Source organism: Desulfosporosinus youngiae DSM 17734 (genome assembly GCF_000244895.1).
Taxonomy (GTDB): domain Bacteria; phylum Bacillota; class Desulfitobacteriia; order Desulfitobacteriales; family Desulfitobacteriaceae; genus Desulfosporosinus; species Desulfosporosinus youngiae.
Genome location: NZ_CM001441.1, coordinates 605,249 through 623,311, shown reverse-complemented (window position 1 = coordinate 623,311; position 18,063 = coordinate 605,249). Strand labels below are relative to the sequence as shown.

Below are 18,063 nucleotides of genomic sequence, written 5' to 3'. Positions count from 1 at the left end.
CCTTTTAAGATATAAATAAATATTATTCGAAAAAAAAGTATCAGTATACCTTATTAGGTATACTGATTCCTCAAACCTGATGGAACTCCGTGGTCAAATGTCAGGTGCTTGAATATCGATTTTTTTCCCAATATCTTTAAACTCGAGTGTCATTGTCATGGGGTCGGACTTAGCTTTATTTTTCGCTTCTATAGCCGCTTTAACAAGTGTTTTATCCGACTTTCGAATATAAAGTGTATACTCGAAATCTGTCCAGAATACCTCCATCATTTGATTCTGTACACTAGGTTTTAATTGGCATACCCAGGCTTTTTCTCCGTTTACTTTCTCTTGACCGCTAAGCATCACCTCTCCAAGCTCTTTCATTTGAAGCGAAGATAGGGGATTGAGCTCCGCCAGAAAGACTTCCTGGGTTGCAGGAGCGTTAGCAAACCGAATCCACTTTTTACTAAACGGATCTTTACTATACGTAGAATCACCAATTTTGATCATCTCTACTTCGCTCCCGACTAGCTGGCCCACGACTCGAGTATTCCCACCGTCCTTTTCTCCTAGAATCTGAGTGAGTACGCGATCTTTTCCCTCAACCCATTGATGCTGGGTTAAACTGTAGCGAAAAGAGGTCGCAGCGTTCAGTCGTTCTAAGCCGTGCGTGACTAAATCAGTGGGCTCTGGCTGCCAAAAAAAGCGTCCTAGAAATACCCCTATCAGCACGATGCTGATTCCGATGAGTAACCATACTCCTCTTTTCTTCATCTCATGCCCCCCTGGCGGAGTTCCTACCCTACTTATATGTGTACTTAGCTTGCCCTATTCCACCAGAAATTCGGGAGGCCTGGCGTTAATATTAAGTTTCGAATTCTTTTCCTAAAGTTTGAATTTGACAGCAGCATTCAACAGACGATCTCCAAGTTGAGCCAAAGCTTCAGCAGATTTACTTACTGATACCATTGTGGCAGCTTGTTCCTCTGAAGCGGCGGCAACCTCTTGCGTACTGGCAGCAGACTGCTGAGCGATTACACCAATATTTTCGGCAGAAGTAACCGCCGAAGATGTTCCAATAGCCATTTGTTGTGTAGCTTCGGTAATCTGTTTAATTTGCTTAACGACATTATTAACCTCTTCTACAATGGTTTTGAAGGAATTTCCTGCTAGATTAACCGCTTCGACTCCGGCGACTACTTCAATCTTTCCATTCTCCATTACTCCGACAGCGCGTTCCGCCTCTTGCTGAATATTTCCAATTAAAGCCGCGATCTGAACTGTAGCAGTAGATGACTGTTCAGCAAGCTTACGTACCTCTTCTGCGACAACTGCAAATCCCCGGCCTTGATCGCCTGCTCTTGCGGCCTCAATCGCTGCATTTAGAGCTAATAAATTAGTTTGGTCGGCAATCCCTTTGATCACATCAACAATTTGTCCAATCTGTTTAGATTGATCCCCTAACCGGGAAATAACTTCAGCTGATTGGGCTGAATTTTCCCGAACTACTTCAATTTTATTTATAGCATTTTCTGCCTGAAGAGCCCCTGAATTAGCGGCCTGTGCTGCTTTTTCACTGCTTTGCCCAACAAGCTCAGCATTTGCTGCCACCATTTGGGCATTTGCGGACAACTGTTCAATGACACTAACCGTATCTCCTATCAATATTGCTGAATTCGAAGAACCATCGGCAATTTGACCCATAGTCTCGGAAATCTGCTCACTTGATGCAGTTGCTTGCTCTGAAGCCGCGGATAATTCCTGACTGGTTGCTGCCACACTTTCGGACTGAGTTAATACTTCACCAATGACTATCCGAAGTGAATTCAGCATCTCGCTGACTGCTTGAGATAGAACACCAATTTCATCTCGATTTTTAATATCCGGCATTTTAACAGATAAGTCCCCATTTGCTATAGCCTGAGCCACCTTAGTCACTGAGGAAAGCGGCCGGCTAATATGCAGCGCTAATAGAGTTGCCAAAGCTATCCCTATAATCATTGAAAGGGTAACAAAAATTATAAGAAGTCTTATTACAGAAATCTCCATATCATTAGCATGGTTAGTTGCTTCGGCTCCGCCTTCGGCCATAAACTCCATCTGAACTTCCATATCCTTAAGCAACTGGTCAAAACTCTCTTTGCTTTTTTCTGTTAATATAGGCCTAGCCTCAACATCCTTGCCTTCTTCTGTTAATTTCCAGACTTGTTCGGCATCTTCTATATACATATAAAAGGATTCCTTCATCATCTCATAATTTGCTTTTCCCTCAGCAGAGGTTGCATATTGACCATACTCGGCAAAATCTTGCTCCCATTTAACTTTTATACTGTCGAACTGAGCTTTATGCTCTTGAAAAGCTTGCCTATCTGAACGCATCAGAAATCCCGCCAATAGATAACGTCGGGTATCTTCTGTATCCTCAACCACTTTTGACAGGGAATTTGTCGCTTTCAACCAGTGTCCGCCAATGTCTTCCGCCTCCAGATTGATCTTATAAACTCCGTAATAACCCACTCCCCCGACGAGCAAGGTTAGGAGCAGGAGCACCAAAAATCCTAACAGTAGTTTAATCCGAATTCCATAGTTGATAGCAGAATCTGATATTTTAGGCGTATTCTCCATGAATTGCACTCCCTCTTATTCTGTATTTCAACTAGAATTCAACAAAAAAATATACTATCCTCTTTTTCGCAAATAAAAAATAGCAGGAGATTCTGAAAAAGCAAAAAGCCCCCTCCAATCAAGGAGAGGGCCTCGTCATATCTAGGATTGTATTGTTTGCGCTGCAGGATCACTATCAGCCTGCATGCATATAGCTACATTGCAACACGAGTTCCGCTTATATCAGGGCTTTACACGGCTGACTTACATCATGCCGCCCATTCCGCCCATGCCACCCATTCCGCCTGGCATAGCACCTGCTCCGCCATCTTTAGCCGGCAAGTCAGAAACCAAGCATTCCGTGGTGAGGAGCATAGCAGCAATGGAGCCTGCATTTTGCAGAGCAGAACGAGTAACTTTTGCTGGGTCAACAATACCGGCAGCAATCATGTCTTCATAGACTTCGGTTACGGCATTAAAGCCAATCCCTCTTGTACCGGATTCACGAACCTTTCCAACGACTACGGAACCTTCATATCCGGCATTGTTGGCGATTTGACGAAGTGGTTCTTCGAGAGCACGACGAACAATATTGACACCCGTTGCCTCGTCACCTGTCAAATCCAGCTTATCTAAAGCCTGAATGGCATCAATCAGAGTAGCACCTCCGCCAGACACGATTCCTTCTTCAACAGCGGCACGAGTAGCAGCTAAAGCATCTTCAATGCGAAGCTTTTTCTCTTTCATTTCAGTTTCGGTAGCTGCACCAACTTGAATGACCGCAACTCCGCCCGCTAATTTCGCTAAACGCTCTTGGAGTTTTTCACGATCAAAGTCAGAGGTGGTTTCATCTATTTGACGTTTAATGGCTTCAACGCGCTGTTTAATATCTTCGTTGTTGCCAGATCCTTCGACAATAGTGGTTTCTTCTTTGGTGACGCGAACTTGACGTGAACGACCGAGCATTTCAAGAGTCGTGTTTTCTAACTTGAGTCCCAAGTCTTCAGTGATAACTGTTCCACCTGTTAGAACTGCAATGTCTTCCAGCATTGCCTTGCGGCGATCTCCAAAGCCAGGGGCTTTAACACCAACGCAAGTAAAGGTTCCACGTAATTTGTTGAGAACGAGCGTAGGAAGAGCTTCCCCGTCGACATCTTCAGCAATGATTAAAAGTTGGCGACCAGCTTGCACTACTTTTTCTAAGACTGGTAAAACATCTTGAATCGCACTGATCTTTTTATCAGTAATTAAAATGAAAGGATCATTGAGTACCGCTTCCATTTTCTCAGTATCCGTAATCATATAAGCGGAAATATAGCCGCGATCAAATTGCATTCCTTCAACCACTTGAAGTTCGGTTGTCATGCCTTTTGCTTCTTCAACAGTAATGACACCGTCTTTTCCGACTTTTTCCATCGCTTGCGCAATCAGATCACCAATGTTTTTGTCGCTGGCAGAGATAGTAGCAACTTGAGCGATAGCTTCGCTGGTCTCTACGAGTTTGGCATTCGCTTTAATGTCTGCAACCACAACTTCCACAGCCTGCTCAATTCCACGTTTAATGCCCATTGGATTAGCACCGGCAGCAACATTCTTGAGGCCTTCACGAATAATGGCTTGTGCTAAAACGGTAGCCGTCGTTGTACCGTCACCAGCTACATCATTGGTTTTAGTAGCAACCTCTTTAACAAGCTGGGCACCCATATTTTCGAAAGGATCTTCCAATTCGATATCACGAGCAATCGTAACACCATCGTTTGTAATTAGCGGAGATCCAAATTTCTTGTCGAGAACGACATTACGTCCTTTAGGTCCTAAGGTTACGCGTACAGCCTCAGCCAGAGCATTAACACCGCGTTCTAATGCATGACGAGCGTCTTGATTAAAAATAATTTGCTTTGCCAACGTATATTCACTCCTCAAAAGTTAGTCTTATCAATTAGCCAACAATTGCTAAAATATCGGTTTCTTTCAGAATTAAGTATTCTTGACCGTCATACTTGACTTCAGTTCCTGCATATTTGGAATACATTACACGGTCACCCACTTTTACTTCAAGAGCAATGCGTTCACCTTTTTCCACTTTTCCAGGACCTGCGGCGACGATTTCACCTTCTTGTGGTTTTTCTTTTGCGGTATCCGGCATAATAATACCGCTCTTTGTTTTTTCTTCCATCGGGAGTGGTTTGATGATTACCCGATCAGCGAGAGGTTTAATGTTCATGAAGAAAAGTCCCTCCTATTGTTTATGTTTTTATTTAATATTGTTAGCACTCGACTCTATTGAGTGCTAACAATATATCTATAATATATTGCAAGGGGCTGCAGGAAAGCAACCCCCCTAATTAAGCGAAATCCGGGGTTTATTCATCATTTACTTTTTAAATCTTTAATTTTCTCCCAATTTCATGCGCTCTTTAATTTAAAAACTCTATACCCCTCTCCCCATGCGCATCTCCCTATTGTCTACCCACTATAATTGCCAGATTATGATCCCTCTATTCATGATTTTAGTCCAAAATTAATTTAATTTGCCGCTGTAATACTTCTTCATAAAGGCTTCCTAAAGCATCTTGAACCTTAGTATTCTTTAGATTAAGAAGGTATATTTTAGTCTTGCCAATCTTCAGATTTGGATCGGGATGCTCCTTTTCAGTAAGAATATTTTCTTTTAACAAGTAGCGAATAAACTCTTTTACTTGTAAGATCGAACGCCCTAGAAATTCTGTTAATGTGGCTCTGGCTTTTGTTGATGCAACATAAGGCAATCGAATTTGGAGTGTTCCGAGAATCTGAATTCCTCGTTCCAAATCATGCTCTGGATAATACTCTATCTCATGTTTTTGATTGAGGATCCACTGTAAAAGATTGTCTTCCTCACAAAAAGGCTGCAAAGTATGATGAACACTTCCTGCGACCCCGATCACTTTAACAACCTTCCCCCAGGCTCGTATTTTTCTTAATAAGGAAAGAAAATCTCCATCCCCTGTCAGCAATAAAAACATATCAAATGTGGATGCTCTTGTCAGCAATATCTCTTGGGCCTCAAGCATTAACTCCAGATCGGCAGCATTGCGGCGAAGTTGCGTACTAGCATAATTGTTTTTTCCAAATACATGACGAGTAAAAACATTCGTGCTTTCAAACGTCGTTTGCGTTCGCCAAAACTCTTCCCGGTCAAAATTGGCGTAGAGATAGATGGCTAATAATTCTACATTAGTGCGCTCGGCATATTGATGCAAAAATGTTACCAATTGTTTCGGCGTCAATTCACAACTGCGCTCTAATAAACTGGCCCAAATATTTTCATAATCGACAAATGCTATGGCTTTCAAATTATTCACCTCACAAGCCACTAATCTACCATATTCTACGTGTCATTTTGGACAAACGTGACAAGCTTCAGCTCTTAACTTATTGATTAAGCAGCAATTTTGAACATAATTATTACAACCTGCAGGAGAATCGGCATAACCAACTATTAGAAGTTTACCTTATAATGACATGATGTTTGGAAAAAGAGTTTTATAAAGCACATAATCCTTCCTGAGCATCCTGTGTGCAAAATGCTCTTTTGCGAGGCACGTTAAATTTTAGTGCTTGAACCATCCCATCTAAGGACTTTCATACATTAAATTCCGAAAGATAAGCTGGGCTAATTGGCCAAGTTTTGACCAGGTAAAAGATTAACGACTTTTACTTGATATTATTTATGAAGAAACAGGGGGACAGGTGCGTTGTTTTAGTTTTAAAACAACGCACCTGTCCCCCTGTTTCCAAAGAACTGTTAATCTCGTTTAAATTAAAAACTATTAATAGTTAAATTAGGATTAAAAAGTTTTGATGTATTTCATCCCATTACTGCTGAATTGTTGACCCACATTCACTTGCTTCTCCTTTGAGAATCTGAATTCCATGGGGAATTGCAGGCGCAATCGCTGCGAAGCATTCGCGAACTGCTTTAACACTGCCTGGCATATTAATAATCAGGGTTCGCTTTCTAAGAACTGCAATTGCTCTGCTTAACATTGCCTTTGGAGTCACTTTAAGACTCTCCATCCGCATGACTTCGGCAATACCCGGGACCATTCGATCTGCGACAGCCAGAGTCGCCTCTGGTGTGACATCCCGCATTGAAAACCCCGTACCCCCGGTCGTTAAGATCAAATCCAGGCCAAGTTCATCTGCCCAATGGCGCATGGTTTTCTCCAGCAACACCTGGTCATCAGGAAGCACTACATACTCCACAACCTCTCCATCGATTTCCTGAACAAGCTTAGCAAGGGCAGGTCCGGAAAGGTCTTCCCTTTCCCCACGTGACCCCTTGTCACTAGCCGTTATAACTCCCACGCGAAGCATCAATTGATCACCTCAATGCTATCTCCGACTCGAACAACTCCGCCCTCCAATAACCGAATAAAAATTCCTTCTTTCGGCATCACACAATCTCCAGCTTGATGGTAGATGGCGCATTTTGTGTGGCATTCCTTACCAATTTGTGTTACCTCTCCAATGCTTGTATCTCCAATTTTTATTTTTGTTCCAATCGGCAGAGTAAATAATTCAATACCTTCTGTTGTTAAATTCTCTGCGAAATCCCCTGGGCCTACCTTCAACCCTTTATCTTGCATGGACTTAATACTCTCCATCGCCAGTAAACTGACCATCCGGTGCCAGTCTCCGCCATGAGCATCGCCTTCAAGCCCAAAGCCCACTTTTAAGATGCCTTCACCCACATTCTTTTTGCGCATCCCTTTTCGTTCACTTGTACAAACAGCTACTATTTTTCCCATAATAATATGCCTCTCCTTCATGCTCAATTATTAGTCCATACGGCAGTTAGTCAAACTTATGCAAGACTTAGTGCCACTTACTTTCTGCTTATAATGTTTAGTGGCAGTTAGTCTCGTATATAGGAGACTACATTTCTGAAGCCCCGCTTCAGAAATGTCTAGTCGAACTTATGCAGGGACTTACTGCCACTTACTTTCCGCCTAAAATGTTTAGTGGCAGTTAGTCCCGTACAAAATGCCCGCTTTTTCCCCCCAGCTTTTCTGCCAGAAAAATTCCCTGGATCGTCATCGTCTTATCGATTGCTTTGCACATGTCATAAATGGTCAAGGCAGCAATACTAACTGCTGTTAATGCTTCCATTTCCACACCGGTTTTTCCGTGGACTTTCACGCTAGCTTCGATATCTATCTCACCAGGTTCCACCAGTTTAAAACTTAATTTAGCACCGGTAATCGCTAAGGGATGGCACATTGGAATCAGTTGTGAGGTCTGCTTTGCCGCCATAATCCCCGCAACTTGGGCCACTGCTAAGACGTCTCCTTTAGCAATCTGCCCTGAGCGAATTCTTTCCAGGGTTTCTGGTTTCATCAGTATCTTACCTTGGGCAACAGCAACCCTAGCAGTTTCTGCCTTGTCACTGACATCCACCATCCGTGCGCGTCCTTCTTCATCAAAATGTGTTAATTCCATTGCTTACCCTCCGATCTGAGACATTACACGTGTATCTTGCCAAGCTTCATTGTTCATATGATGTTCTGCTGGTTTATGCCAAACCGCCTGTGCAAATACCTTCAGAATATCCTGATCCGAACTGCCCGAACGCAGGACCTCTCTTAAATCAACTTCATGTTTACTATGCAAACACGGTCTTAATTTACCGTCTGCCGTCAAACGCACACGATTGCACGTGCTGCAAAAATGACGACTCAGGGCGCTGATAAAGCCGATACTTCCTTTATAACCGCTTGGCTGAAAATATTCAGCAGGGCCTCCGCCGGCAATCACTTTAGTTGGAGCATCTTCATTGAGCCCTAGTAGTTCTTTCATTTCTTTAATTGAGACAAAATCACTCCGATGCTCCGAGCTGACACCAATCGGCATGAGTTCAATAAATCGAACATGAAGCGGATATTGTTTAGCCAGCTTTAGAAAGCTGGGCAGTTCTTCCGTATTAAATCCGCGCACAACGACAACATTAACTTTGACCGGATTAAGGCCGGCCTCCAGCGAACGAAAGATTCCCTGAATCACTTTTGAGACATCCCCTCCGCGAGTATTCTCAAAAAAGCGGGTTTTATCCATCGTATCCAAGCTAATATTAACTCGGTGAACTCCTGCAGCCTTTAAATCAAAAGCCATTTCCGGAAGTAATAATCCGTTCGTTGTGAGCATGAGATCTTCAACTCCAGGAAGTTGAGCCCCCTCGCGCAGGAATTCCAAAATGTCCTTGCGCACAAGAGGTTCTCCGCCTGTAATACGAAATCTCCGAAAACCTAATTGCGTGCTTATCCTCATCAATCTAAGTATTTCTTCGAAAGTAAGAATCAAATCATGCGGCATCCATTGTATCCCTTCTTCAGGCATACAATATTTGCAACGCAGATTACAACGATCCGTCACTGAAATTCTGAGATAATCAATTCGCCTAAGAAATTGATCTTGCATTATGTCTCCTCTTTCTGGATTAGATTTTAAAACAAAAAACCCCACGGTCTGTAAACAACCGGGGGAATATAATCCACCTGTCAACAGACTCCTTTCCAGCAGGAGATATCACAGTTTCCCATAATACCCGAGTGCCTAAGACACTAGTCTGGTCACCATAGCATTGCTTTAGGCAATCCAGCTTCGGAGCGAAACGATTCAATTTAACCTTCACTTTAACCTTTAAGAAATAATTCGTGATAAAGTCGAAAATTCCTTTTATTAATATATTACATTTTGTCTTTTTAATAGAAACTGATTCAGATTCTTGAAAAATTAGTGTACACTATAAAAAAAAGGTCCAAGGAGGTTAAAATGCCAAACGAAACGGTTACCCTTTCCATTCTTAAAGCCGATGGAGCATTAATAGAAGGAAGAGAAGATACAGTTGTCCGAGAGGTTCCATTAACTATTCACTATAATCGAGATGAGATCGCCACCCTATTGTGTTCACCTTCCCAGACTGTGGAACTTACTCTTGGGTTTTTATTCAACGAAGGGTTCATCCGGGTTCCTGAGGACGTGTACGAAATTCGCCAAGATTCTTCAGACCACATGGTTTGGGTTGAGGGTAAACCTTGTGTTTTACAGAAAGAACTTATGAGCAAACGATTTGTATCTGCCTGCTGCGGTAAAAGCAGAGCTTCGTTTTGTTTTGCCAATGATGCACTTATGGTTAAACCTCTTGTCTCAACTTATAGCATCCCACTTCAGGAAGCTTATAATTATGCTAAATTTTTACAATCCTATCTTCCTCTCTTTCAGGAGACGGGTGGGGTACACAGCGGCGGAGTTGGCAATAAAGGCGATATACTCCTAACCAGCTATGATATTGGCAGGCACAATGTCTTTGATAAGCTCAGCGGTGAAGCCTTTCGCACTAAGTTGAGCCTTGAAAACCATGTTATCTTCTTTAGCGGCAGAGTTTCCTCCGAAATCCTGCTTAAGGTTGCCAAAATGAATGTTCCCATCCTCATTGCCCGTGGCGCGCCGACAGATATGGCCCTTTCTCAAGCAACTGCTTTGAACATTACGATTGTGGGGTTTGCAAGGGAACAACGCTTAAATATTTACACCTGCCCGGAACGAATTATTTTCTGAACATTAAAAATAAGATTTTAGCTCAGTTTTCGAAGAGTAGATTTATCATTTATGGATAGCTGCCCAGTCTTCGGGTGTATTCACGTTGCAAAAGACGTTTATCGAATCCGAAACCCCCTCCAGTTCCTGTTCTTCCACATACTTCACGGAACAGGCAGGATAGAGATCTATGATCTTGAGGCACCCTGCCTCAAGATTCTTTTTTATTATGGGAAGGCAACAGCGATGATAATAGGCGTGTAACGGATGGAGGCCTGACTTAAGCTTTGGAACGACAACATCATAGTCTGAAATCCATTTTGCCAAGCTGCGGATAATGTCTGCTTTTAAAAATGGCATATCACAGGCGACAAAAAAAACCTCATCATATGCGGCCGCTGTTAAACCCTGATATAGCCCTTCCAGCGGGCCTCGGCCGAGAACTTCATCCTGAATAATAGGTACCCCAAAGTGGGCAAAACGTTCTGGAGTGTTGCTGCTAATGATTACTTCCGAAAATACGTTTCGCAAAACCTCTAAACTCCGTTCTGCCAGAGACCTTCCGTCTATTTCGAGAAAAGCCTTTTCTTTTTTCATACGCGAGCTTTTTCCGCCTGCTAATAAAACTCCAGTCGCCTTCAATTTCGGAAGTTGTTTTTCGAAGTCTCGTAGTAGTTTAGTAATTTCTGAAGACCTCCTCATATTCAGTAGACGAAAAGCGGGTTAGAATCCGTTTCCCTACAATGGTTACCGGAACTCCGATGGCATCAGTTACTTTTCTTAATTCTTTGAAATTCTTAGGAATGAAAATATTTTTCTCTGTAAACATAATCCCTCTCCCCGAAAGGAATCGCTTAGCGCGTGCGCAGTAAGGGCAAAGAGGTAGAGTATACATAATTACTTCTTGATTCACAATTTTTCACTCCTCAACTCGTTTGAAGTTGATAGTTCTATCTTCAATGTACCATATTTATTCTTCTATGTCACGGCGAGGACTGGATGATCGCGTGTAACGGGAACAGTCCTTTGGACACACCGTTAAGTGTGCCAAAAGGACCGTCTCTACCCAGCAGAAAAAGGGACCCTTTTAAAGGGTCCCTTCGATCTTTAGTCTCAACTGATCTTTGAGATCTTCACGCCGCAAACTTTATACTCATAGGTTTTAGTGACTTTATCATACGCCCCATTGGTTAAGACATTGGTGGGGGAATCAAAGTAGTGGAGGGTCATGAAGACCACGCCTTCAGGCACTCGATTTGTAACCTTGATTTTAGTTTTCAGTTCACCCCGACGGGATGCCACCTTGACTTGTTCACCGTCTTCGATTCCAAGCCGTTCAGCATCTGACGGATTGACCTCTGCCAATTCTTCAGGAGAATGTTCTTCCAAAGATGGCGAGTGTTGTGTGAAGACATTATAATGAGAAAGTTTACGCCCGGTACTGAGTAAGAGCGGATACTCCTCATCCGGTAATTCAGCAGGCAGTTGATTCTCGATCGCCACAAACTGTCCTTTGCCCCGAGTGAACTTGCCTTCGTGCAAGAACTTGGTGCCTGGGTGTTCTGCATGAGGTACCGGCCATTGCAACCCTTGGGTCCCTAGTCGCTCATGGGTGATCCCAGCAAAAGAAGGAGCAAGGCTGGCGACTTCCTGCATAACTTCAGCGGAAGATTTATATTCGAAAGGATATCCCATACGAGTAGCTAGTTCACAAATAATCTGTCCATCTGTCTTAGCATTACCGATAGGCTTAATGGCTTGATTCACCATTTGCACCCGACGCTCAGTATTCGTGAATGTACCTGTTTTCTCGGCAAAACTGGCCCCAGGTAAGACAACGTCTGCTAACTTAGCGGTTTCGGACAAGAAGATTTCTTGGACTATGAGGAAATCAAGGGACTGCAGGCCTTTGCGTACATGATTGGCATCCGCATCCGTAATCACCGGATCTTCACCTAAAACATACAAAGCCCGCAAATTTTTACTAACCGCCGCTTCGAACATGTCTGGGATCATAAAGCCCGGATTGGGGTCTAGCGGTACTCCCCAAGCCGCCTCGAATTTCGCTTGTACTTCCGGATTCGCAACCTGTTGGTAACCAGGGTAAACATTAGGCAGTGCACCCATATCGCAAGCACCCTGAACATTATTTTGCCCGCGCATTGGGTTAACCCCTGTGCTTTCTCTGCCGATATTGCCTGTAAGCATTGCCAGGTTTGCTAAACTCATGACATTATCCGTACCATAGGTGTGCTCAGTAATTCCCAAGGTATAGAAGATCTGGGCCTTTTCCGCAGTAGCATAGATTTTAGCGGCTTCTTCCAATTTCTCAACCGGAACTCCCGTTACCTTACTCACTACCTCAGGAGTATAGGCTTTAACAGCTTCACGCAGTTTTTCGAAACCTTCCGTACGTTCTTCAATAAACGCTTTGTCTTCCCATCCGTTAGCCAGAATAATGTTCATGATCCCATTGATCAAGGCAATATCTGTTCCCGGTTGGAGTCTCAGCCAAACATCTGAATGTTCGGCAAGATCGATGCAGCGAGGATCTGCTACAATCAATTTTGCACCCTTAGCGAGTGCTTGCTTCATTTTCGTCCCAATGACTGGGTGAGCTTCTGTTGCGTTTGACCCAATGACAAACATGACATTGGTATCTGGAATTTCATTGATGGAGTTGGTCATCGCTCCGGATCCAAATGAGGTGGCCAGACCGGCCACAGTGGGAGCGTGTCAAGTCCTGGCGCAGTGATCGACATTGTTTGTACCGATCACCGCGCGCATAAATTTTTGCATTAAATAATTTTCTTCATTGGTGCAATGAGCTGAGCTTAAGGCAGCAATAGAGTTCGGGCCATAGGTCTTTTTGATCTCGCCTAACTTGCTGGCGACTAAATCTAAAGCCTCATCCCAATCCGCTGGAACCAGTTCCCCATTTTTTCTGATCAGAGGAGTTGTCAGACGATTATCACTATAAATCATGTCCATCCCAAAGCGGCCTTTGACACACAAAGCTTTGCCATTAACCGGTGCATTCTCATTCGAGGTCACCCCAATGACTTTTCCATCTTTGACATTTAAGTCAAAGTTACATCCAGTGCCGCAAAATGGGCATGTCGTTTGAACTTTGGATACTTCCCAAGGACGTGCTTTACCAGCCATTTGTTTTTCGGTCAGGGCTCCTACCGGACAGACTGAAAGGCAGGAACCGCAGAAATCACAATCCGACTCGTGATAAGGTAAATTGAAAGCCGGACCTACCTGAGTATCAAATCCTCTAAAGGAAAAGTCCAGAATACTTTTTCCCTGGATCTCAGAGCAAGCCCTAATGCATTTACCACATAGAATACATTTGTTAGGATCTCTTAAGATAAACGGATTACCATTGTCAATCGGGAGATCGCGTTTTTCACCTTGATAAACTTCACCGGTTACACCATATTCATAGGCATACTCTGCCAAGGAACAATCCCCCATTTTCTGACAGGTCATGCAGTCTAGGGGATGATTTGCCACCAAAAGTTCTAAGATCGTTTTACGAGCATTGCGGACTTTGGGATTTTGCGTCTCCACTTTCATGCCTTGTGCTACTTGTGTGACGCATGAGGGCGGAAGATTGCGCATTCCCTCGATTTGAACAACGCACAAGCGACACGCACCCGCAGAGGTAAGCTCCGGAGCATGACACAAGGTAGGAATCGGAATATCATTCATACGACAGGCATCAAGTACGGTCGTTCCCTTGGGAACGCTGACTTCACGTCCATCAATTGTTAGCGTGTACCATTCCAAGATGTTACTCTCCTCTCACTTTAGATTTATATCTCTTCTCAGACAACTAATCGGCTCAAGCAAGCGAGACTACAATAAAGAAAGCGGTCCTTCCCAATATTATCGATAGAAGGACTCGCTATTAATTATTTGCTTGTTACTGCCCTTCTAGCATGTTAATTTTATCCACAATGTTGCCAAGTCCTAAAAATTCTGACCAAGTCACTTGGACAAACTCTCCATTTTGATTAACAAAGGGCTTTTCCAGGCGCTCAGGGTTATACTTGAAATCAGACCCAAGACGCCCTTTAAGGCAAAGTGGTCGCCCGCTAGCGGCGGATTTCGCTGTAACTCCCACAATTTTACCTTTCTTGTAGTTAATATTAAACTTACACCCTGCTTCACAAAACGTACAAGTAACTTCTTCTTTCGTAAACTCCCAAGCTCGTCCTTTGCCCAACGTATTTTTGTCGACTAAGGCTCCAACTGGACAGATTGCCACACAGCGGTTGCAATAGACACAACTCGAATCTTTTAGGTCAGTGTCCATAAACGTGGATACTTTAGTCTTAAATCCCCGAAAAGCGAAACCAATGACACTACGTTCCGGTACTGCCTCACATGTGGCAATACATTTGCCGCATAAAATACACTTATTGAGGTCCCTTAAAATATAAGGATTATCGTTGTCGATAGGATAATCACGTTTTTCCCCTTGATACATTTTACCGGTAACGCCGTATTCATAGGCATAGTCCGCTAGAGAACAATCTCCAAATTTTTGACAGGTCATACAATCTAAGGGATGGTTAGCTACCAACAATTCCAAAATTGTTTTACGTGCATTTCGGACTTTAGCGTTCTGTGTTTCAACTTTCATGCCCTGGGCTGCTTGAGTAACGCAAGACGGCGGCAGATTCCTCATTCCTTCAATTTGGACGACGCATAAACGACAGGCACCCGACGATGTAAGCTCAGGGGCATGACATAACGTCGGAATAGGAATATCATTCATCCGACAGGCATCAAGCACAGTCGTTCCTTTGGGAACGCTGACTTCACACCCATCAATTGTTAGTGTGAGCCACTCCAAAGTGTTCACTCCTCTCAGTTTGTCAATCCTGGGTAAGCCGGTTACTCAGTTAAGCTCGACTAACTGCACCAAATTTACATTTGTCCATACAAGTTCCGCATTTGATGCACTTCTCTTCATCAATGACATACGGAGTATTGGTCTTTTTATCTCCTGAAATGCAATTTGTCGGACAGTTTTTAGCACAGAGACTGCACATTTTGCATTTCTCCGTATCAATGGTATAGCTCAGTAAAGCCGAGCAATTATGGGCTGGACACTTATGGTCACGGATATGCGCCTCATACTCATGCCTGAAATATTTAATGGTTGCGAGAATCGGGCTTGGCGCGAATTGACCTAATCCACAAAGAGAGGTTTCCTTAATGGTTAAGGCAAGATTCTCTAAGGTATCGATATCTTCCTCTTTTCCTTCTCCTTTGGTGATTCTATCCAGAATTTCGTACATTCGGGTAGTTCCCTCACGACAGGGAGTACATTTCCCACAAGACTCTTTCTTAGAAAAGTTCAAGAAATAACGGGCGATGTCAACCATACAAGTAGTCTCATCCATGATGACAAGTCCACCTGAGCCAACCATTGCTCCAGCTTGCGTCAAAGTATCATAATCCACAGCAAGATCCAGCATGTCCTCAGGCAAGCACCCTCCGGAGGGACCGCCAATTTGAACCGCTTTAAATTTCTTACCGCCCTGAATACCTCCGCCAATTTCAAAGATGATCTCCCTTAGAGTTGTGCCCATAGGAACTTCTACTAGGCCGGTATTGTTTACCTTACCGGTCAAAGCAAAGATCTTTGTACCTTTACTTTTTTCAGTCCCGAATTGGGAATACCATTCAGCTCCGTTACGCAAAATATGGGGAATATTGGACCAGGTTTCAACGTTATTGATATTGGTTGGTTTACCCCAAAGCCCACTAACAGCAGGAAAAGGCGGGCGAACTCTCGGCATTCCGCGCTTCCCTTCGATAGAAGCCATCAATGCGGTTTCTTCTCCGCATACAAAGGCTCCAGCCCCTTCAAACACTTTCAGATGAAAATTAAAGCCTGAGCCTAGAATGTTATCTCCCAGGTAACCTGCTTCCTCCGCTTGCTTGATCGCAATTCCCAAGTGCTTAATGGCTAATGGGTATTCTGCACGACAGTAAACATATCCTTCATCTGCTCCGATGGCATAAGCCCCAATAAGCATTCCTTCGATGACAGAATGCGGATCTCCTTCAAGCACGCTGCGGTCCATGAAGGCACCCGGATCACCTTCGTCCGCGTTACAAATAATATATTTTTTATCACTTGGAGTTGAACGACAGAAACCCCATTTTACCCCTGTAGGGAACCCCGCGCCGCCTCGGCCGCGAAGTCCGGATTGCTTAACTTCTTCCATGACCTCTTCGGGCGACATCCCTTTTAAGGCTTTTTCAATGCCCTTATAACCATCCCGTGCCGTGTAATCTTCAATCTTCTTCGGATCAATCACACCGCAGTTATGAAGAACAATTCGATGCTGCTTCGAAAAAAACGTGATGTCTTCCATTGAACTTACCGGTTTTTGAGTCGTTTGATCGACAAGAAGGAGTCGTTCAACTCGTTCCCCTTTGATAAGCTCCTGCTCGATAATTTCCGCCACATCTTCCCCTGTAACCCGAGTATACAAGATCTGCTGCGGTTCAATGACGAGGGTTGGACCCTTTTCACAAAACCCCTGACATCCTGTCCCAACGACGCTTACGGTTTCTTCAAGTCCTCGTCGTTTGATCTCATCATTTAAAATATCGATGATCGGCAGTGCTCCCGAAGAGGCACATCCCGTCCCTGCACAAACTAGAATCCGTTGGTTCTCAGCCATCCCTTTATCCTCCTACTCGTATTTAGCCAATATCCCGGCAATTTTGTCCGGTGATAATCGTCCATGCACCTCATTATTAATAGATATCACCGGCGCCAGACCACACGCTCCAATACATGCCACGACTTCCAAGGTAAAACGGCCATCTTCGGTCGTAGCACCATCTTTAATCTTTAACTCTTTCTCGATCGTTTCAACGACTTTGGCGCCTCCACGAACATGGCAAGCAGTTCCTAAACAGATATTAATGAGATTTCGACCTACTGGCGTCAGACGAAACTGAGCATAAAACGTTACCACTCCATAAATCCTTGCCACTGGAATACGAATTCCTTTGCTGATGTGTTTAATGACATGAGCGGGTAAATACCCATACACCTCTTGGGCTCCTTGCAAAATGGGAATGAGAGGCCCATTCTCATTTTTATGCTTGTTAATAATTTCATCCAACTTAATTTGCTTAGGATCTACTAAATCCTTACATGCAGTGCTCAAAAAAATCCCCCCCTATTAGATCGCTACTGATTAAAATCGTAAACTGTTTTTTCCGTGATTAATTTAGTCATTTTAGCGTCGTGCTTGTCCACGGGTACTTCTTTAATAATCTGACATTCAAAAGCAAGGGCAACTCTTGGTGTTGAGGGTTTCAGCCGCATAAAAAAGCGATCATAGAAGCCGCCCCCATAACCTAAACGATTCCCTTGCAGATCAAAACCGGCCCCAGGTACAACGACTAAATCAATCTCTAAAGGATTTACTTCTTCTTTTGTCAGTTTAGGTTCACGAATTCCCCAAGCTCCCGGCTCAAGATCTGCTGCCAGATCGCTGACTTCAAGCGGCAGAAGTATGCCTTTAGGTGCACAACGAGGTAATACCAGCTTTTTCTTACACGCTATCGTCGCCTCCGCCAAGTCCGTCGTTTCTACTTCATCACGAAAGTTAAGAAATAACATCACAGTATCAGCCTTTTGGAAATCTGGTAAATCCTTAAGTTTTTGCTGAATAATTAAACTTTTGGTCTTTCTCTCTTCCTCTCTTAACGCGGCTCGCTGAGTCAAACACGATTTGCGCACTTCAGCCTTTATAGTTATCTTTTCCTCATTCATGTGGAGTATCCTTTCGGTAAAATCTCGTGCATTTAAAAATATTCGATTAATATAGGCAAAATCCTTCTATAGATTAATGA

The 18,063-nt window shown here is 43.6% G+C and carries 17 protein-coding genes and 1 riboswitch; of the genes, 1 reads left to right on the top strand and 16 read right to left on the bottom strand.

From position 1 onward, the window contains the following. Window positions 1–93 precede the first annotated feature (93 nt). The 9 genes from DESYODRAFT_RS02980 to moaA all read right to left on the bottom strand — a co-directional run bounded on the left by DESYODRAFT_RS02980 (window position 94) and on the right by moaA (window position 9,045). Entirely contained in the window at window positions 94–756 is a 663-nt protein-coding gene (locus tag DESYODRAFT_RS02980) for a LolA-like protein (protein ID WP_007779238.1), read from the bottom strand. A 111-nt stretch (window positions 757–867) separates the two neighbouring features. Continuing rightward, entirely contained in the window at window positions 868–2,607 is a 1,740-nt protein-coding gene (locus DESYODRAFT_RS02975; RefSeq protein WP_007779235.1) for a methyl-accepting chemotaxis protein, read from the bottom strand. 243 nt (window positions 2,608–2,850) lie between these two features. Next, window positions 2,851–4,491 (bottom strand): chaperonin GroEL, encoded by a 1,641-nt coding sequence (gene groL / locus DESYODRAFT_RS02970; protein WP_007779232.1) that lies wholly within the window; start codon window positions 4,489–4,491, stop codon window positions 2,851–2,853. A gap of 34 nt (window positions 4,492–4,525) precedes the next feature. Continuing rightward, window positions 4,526–4,810, bottom strand: a complete 285-nt coding sequence (gene groES / locus DESYODRAFT_RS02965) for a co-chaperone GroES (protein ID WP_007779230.1) — start codon at window positions 4,808–4,810, stop codon at window positions 4,526–4,528. Window positions 4,811–5,096: 286 nt separating this feature from the next. After that, a complete protein-coding gene (locus tag DESYODRAFT_RS02960) occupies window positions 5,097–5,921 on the bottom strand; it encodes an NYN domain-containing protein (RefSeq protein WP_007779228.1) in 825 nt (274 codons plus the stop codon). A 523-nt stretch (window positions 5,922–6,444) separates the two neighbouring features. Further along, window positions 6,445–6,945 (bottom strand): MogA/MoaB family molybdenum cofactor biosynthesis protein, encoded by a 501-nt coding sequence (locus DESYODRAFT_RS02955; RefSeq protein WP_007779227.1) that lies wholly within the window; start codon window positions 6,943–6,945, stop codon window positions 6,445–6,447. Continuing rightward, window positions 6,945–7,379 (bottom strand): MOSC domain-containing protein, encoded by a 435-nt coding sequence (locus DESYODRAFT_RS02950; RefSeq protein WP_007779223.1) that lies wholly within the window; start codon window positions 7,377–7,379, stop codon window positions 6,945–6,947. The genes DESYODRAFT_RS02955 and DESYODRAFT_RS02950 overlap by 1 nt, the downstream gene beginning before the upstream one ends. A 220-nt stretch (window positions 7,380–7,599) precedes the next feature. After that, window positions 7,600–8,070 carry a cyclic pyranopterin monophosphate synthase MoaC gene (gene moaC / locus DESYODRAFT_RS02945; RefSeq protein ID WP_007779222.1) on the bottom strand — a complete coding sequence of 157 codons (471 nt, stop codon included), beginning with the start codon at window positions 8,068–8,070 and terminating at the stop codon, window positions 7,600–7,602. Window positions 8,071–8,073: 3 nt separating this feature from the next. Next, window positions 8,074–9,045: a GTP 3',8-cyclase MoaA gene (moaA, locus tag DESYODRAFT_RS02940; RefSeq protein ID WP_007779219.1), complete on the bottom strand. Its 972-nt coding sequence runs from the start codon at window positions 9,043–9,045 to the stop codon at window positions 8,074–8,076. A 72-nt stretch (window positions 9,046–9,117) separates the two neighbouring features. Beyond that, window positions 9,118–9,246: riboswitch (molybdenum cofactor riboswitch) on the bottom strand. 153 nt (window positions 9,247–9,399) lie between these two features. Between moaA and fdhD the strand changes: the two genes are divergently transcribed. Further along, complete coding sequence (gene fdhD / locus DESYODRAFT_RS02935) at window positions 9,400–10,185, top strand: formate dehydrogenase accessory sulfurtransferase FdhD (RefSeq protein ID WP_007779217.1); 786 nt, start codon at window positions 9,400–9,402, stop codon at window positions 10,183–10,185. 45 nt (window positions 10,186–10,230) lie between these two features. Here the strand turns inward: fdhD and mobA are convergent, their stop codons facing one another. From mobA to DESYODRAFT_RS02895, 7 genes are all read right to left on the bottom strand, one after another. Then, on the bottom strand, window positions 10,231–10,866 hold the full coding sequence (mobA, locus tag DESYODRAFT_RS02930; protein ID WP_042338154.1) for a molybdenum cofactor guanylyltransferase: 636 nt from the start codon (window positions 10,864–10,866) through the stop codon (window positions 10,231–10,233). Next, entirely contained in the window at window positions 10,841–11,059 is a 219-nt protein-coding gene (locus DESYODRAFT_RS02925; RefSeq protein ID WP_242833651.1) for a glutaredoxin family protein, read from the bottom strand. The genes mobA and DESYODRAFT_RS02925 overlap by 26 nt, the downstream gene beginning before the upstream one ends. A gap of 218 nt (window positions 11,060–11,277) precedes the next feature. Further along, a complete protein-coding gene (fdhF, locus tag DESYODRAFT_RS26895; protein WP_007779205.1) occupies window positions 11,278–13,959 on the bottom strand; it encodes a formate dehydrogenase subunit alpha in 2,682 nt (893 codons plus the stop codon). Window positions 13,960–14,095: 136 nt separating this feature from the next. Next, window positions 14,096–15,031 carry an NADH-quinone oxidoreductase subunit G gene (locus tag DESYODRAFT_RS02910; RefSeq protein ID WP_042338148.1) on the bottom strand — a complete coding sequence of 312 codons (936 nt, stop codon included), beginning with the start codon at window positions 15,029–15,031 and terminating at the stop codon, window positions 14,096–14,098. A 49-nt stretch (window positions 15,032–15,080) separates the two neighbouring features. Then, window positions 15,081–16,877 (bottom strand): NADH-quinone oxidoreductase subunit NuoF, encoded by a 1,797-nt coding sequence (nuoF, locus tag DESYODRAFT_RS02905; protein WP_007779200.1) that lies wholly within the window; start codon window positions 16,875–16,877, stop codon window positions 15,081–15,083. Window positions 16,878–16,889: 12 nt separating this feature from the next. Further along, a complete protein-coding gene (nuoE, locus tag DESYODRAFT_RS02900; protein ID WP_007779197.1) occupies window positions 16,890–17,372 on the bottom strand; it encodes an NADH-quinone oxidoreductase subunit NuoE in 483 nt (160 codons plus the stop codon). A gap of 23 nt (window positions 17,373–17,395) precedes the next feature. Beyond that, window positions 17,396–17,983 (bottom strand): 5-formyltetrahydrofolate cyclo-ligase, encoded by a 588-nt coding sequence (locus DESYODRAFT_RS02895; RefSeq protein ID WP_007779195.1) that lies wholly within the window; start codon window positions 17,981–17,983, stop codon window positions 17,396–17,398. Window positions 17,984–18,063 lie beyond the last annotated feature (80 nt).

Excerpts from the sequence above, each read along its gene's own strand:
- DESYODRAFT_RS02980 (WP_007779238.1), bottom strand. The coding sequence starts at position 756 with ATGAAGAAAAGAGGAGTATGGTTACTCATCGGAATCAGCATCGTGCTG.
- DESYODRAFT_RS02975 (WP_007779235.1), bottom strand. The coding sequence starts at position 2,607 with ATGGAGAATACGCCTAAAATATCAGATTCTGCTATCAACTATGGAATT.
- groES (WP_007779230.1), bottom strand. The coding sequence starts at position 4,810 with ATGAACATTAAACCTCTCGCTGATCGGGTAATCATCAAACCACTCCCG.
- DESYODRAFT_RS02955 (WP_007779227.1), bottom strand. The coding sequence starts at position 6,945 with ATGCTTCGCGTGGGAGTTATAACGGCTAGTGACAAGGGGTCACGTGGG.
- DESYODRAFT_RS02950 (WP_007779223.1), bottom strand. The coding sequence starts at position 7,379 with ATGGGAAAAATAGTAGCTGTTTGTACAAGTGAACGAAAAGGGATGCGC.
- moaC (WP_007779222.1), bottom strand. The coding sequence starts at position 8,070 with ATGGAATTAACACATTTTGATGAAGAAGGACGCGCACGGATGGTGGAT.
- moaA (WP_007779219.1), bottom strand. The coding sequence starts at position 9,045 with ATGCAAGATCAATTTCTTAGGCGAATTGATTATCTCAGAATTTCAGTG.
- fdhD (WP_007779217.1), top strand. The coding sequence starts at position 9,400 with ATGCCAAACGAAACGGTTACCCTTTCCATTCTTAAAGCCGATGGAGCA.
- mobA (WP_042338154.1), bottom strand. The coding sequence starts at position 10,866 with ATGAGGAGGTCTTCAGAAATTACTAAACTACTACGAGACTTCGAAAAA.
- DESYODRAFT_RS02925 (WP_242833651.1), bottom strand. The coding sequence starts at position 11,059 with ATGTATACTCTACCTCTTTGCCCTTACTGCGCACGCGCTAAGCGATTC.
- nuoF (WP_007779200.1), bottom strand. The coding sequence starts at position 16,877 with ATGGCTGAGAACCAACGGATTCTAGTTTGTGCAGGGACGGGATGTGCC.
- DESYODRAFT_RS02895 (WP_007779195.1), bottom strand. The coding sequence starts at position 17,983 with ATGAATGAGGAAAAGATAACTATAAAGGCTGAAGTGCGCAAATCGTGT.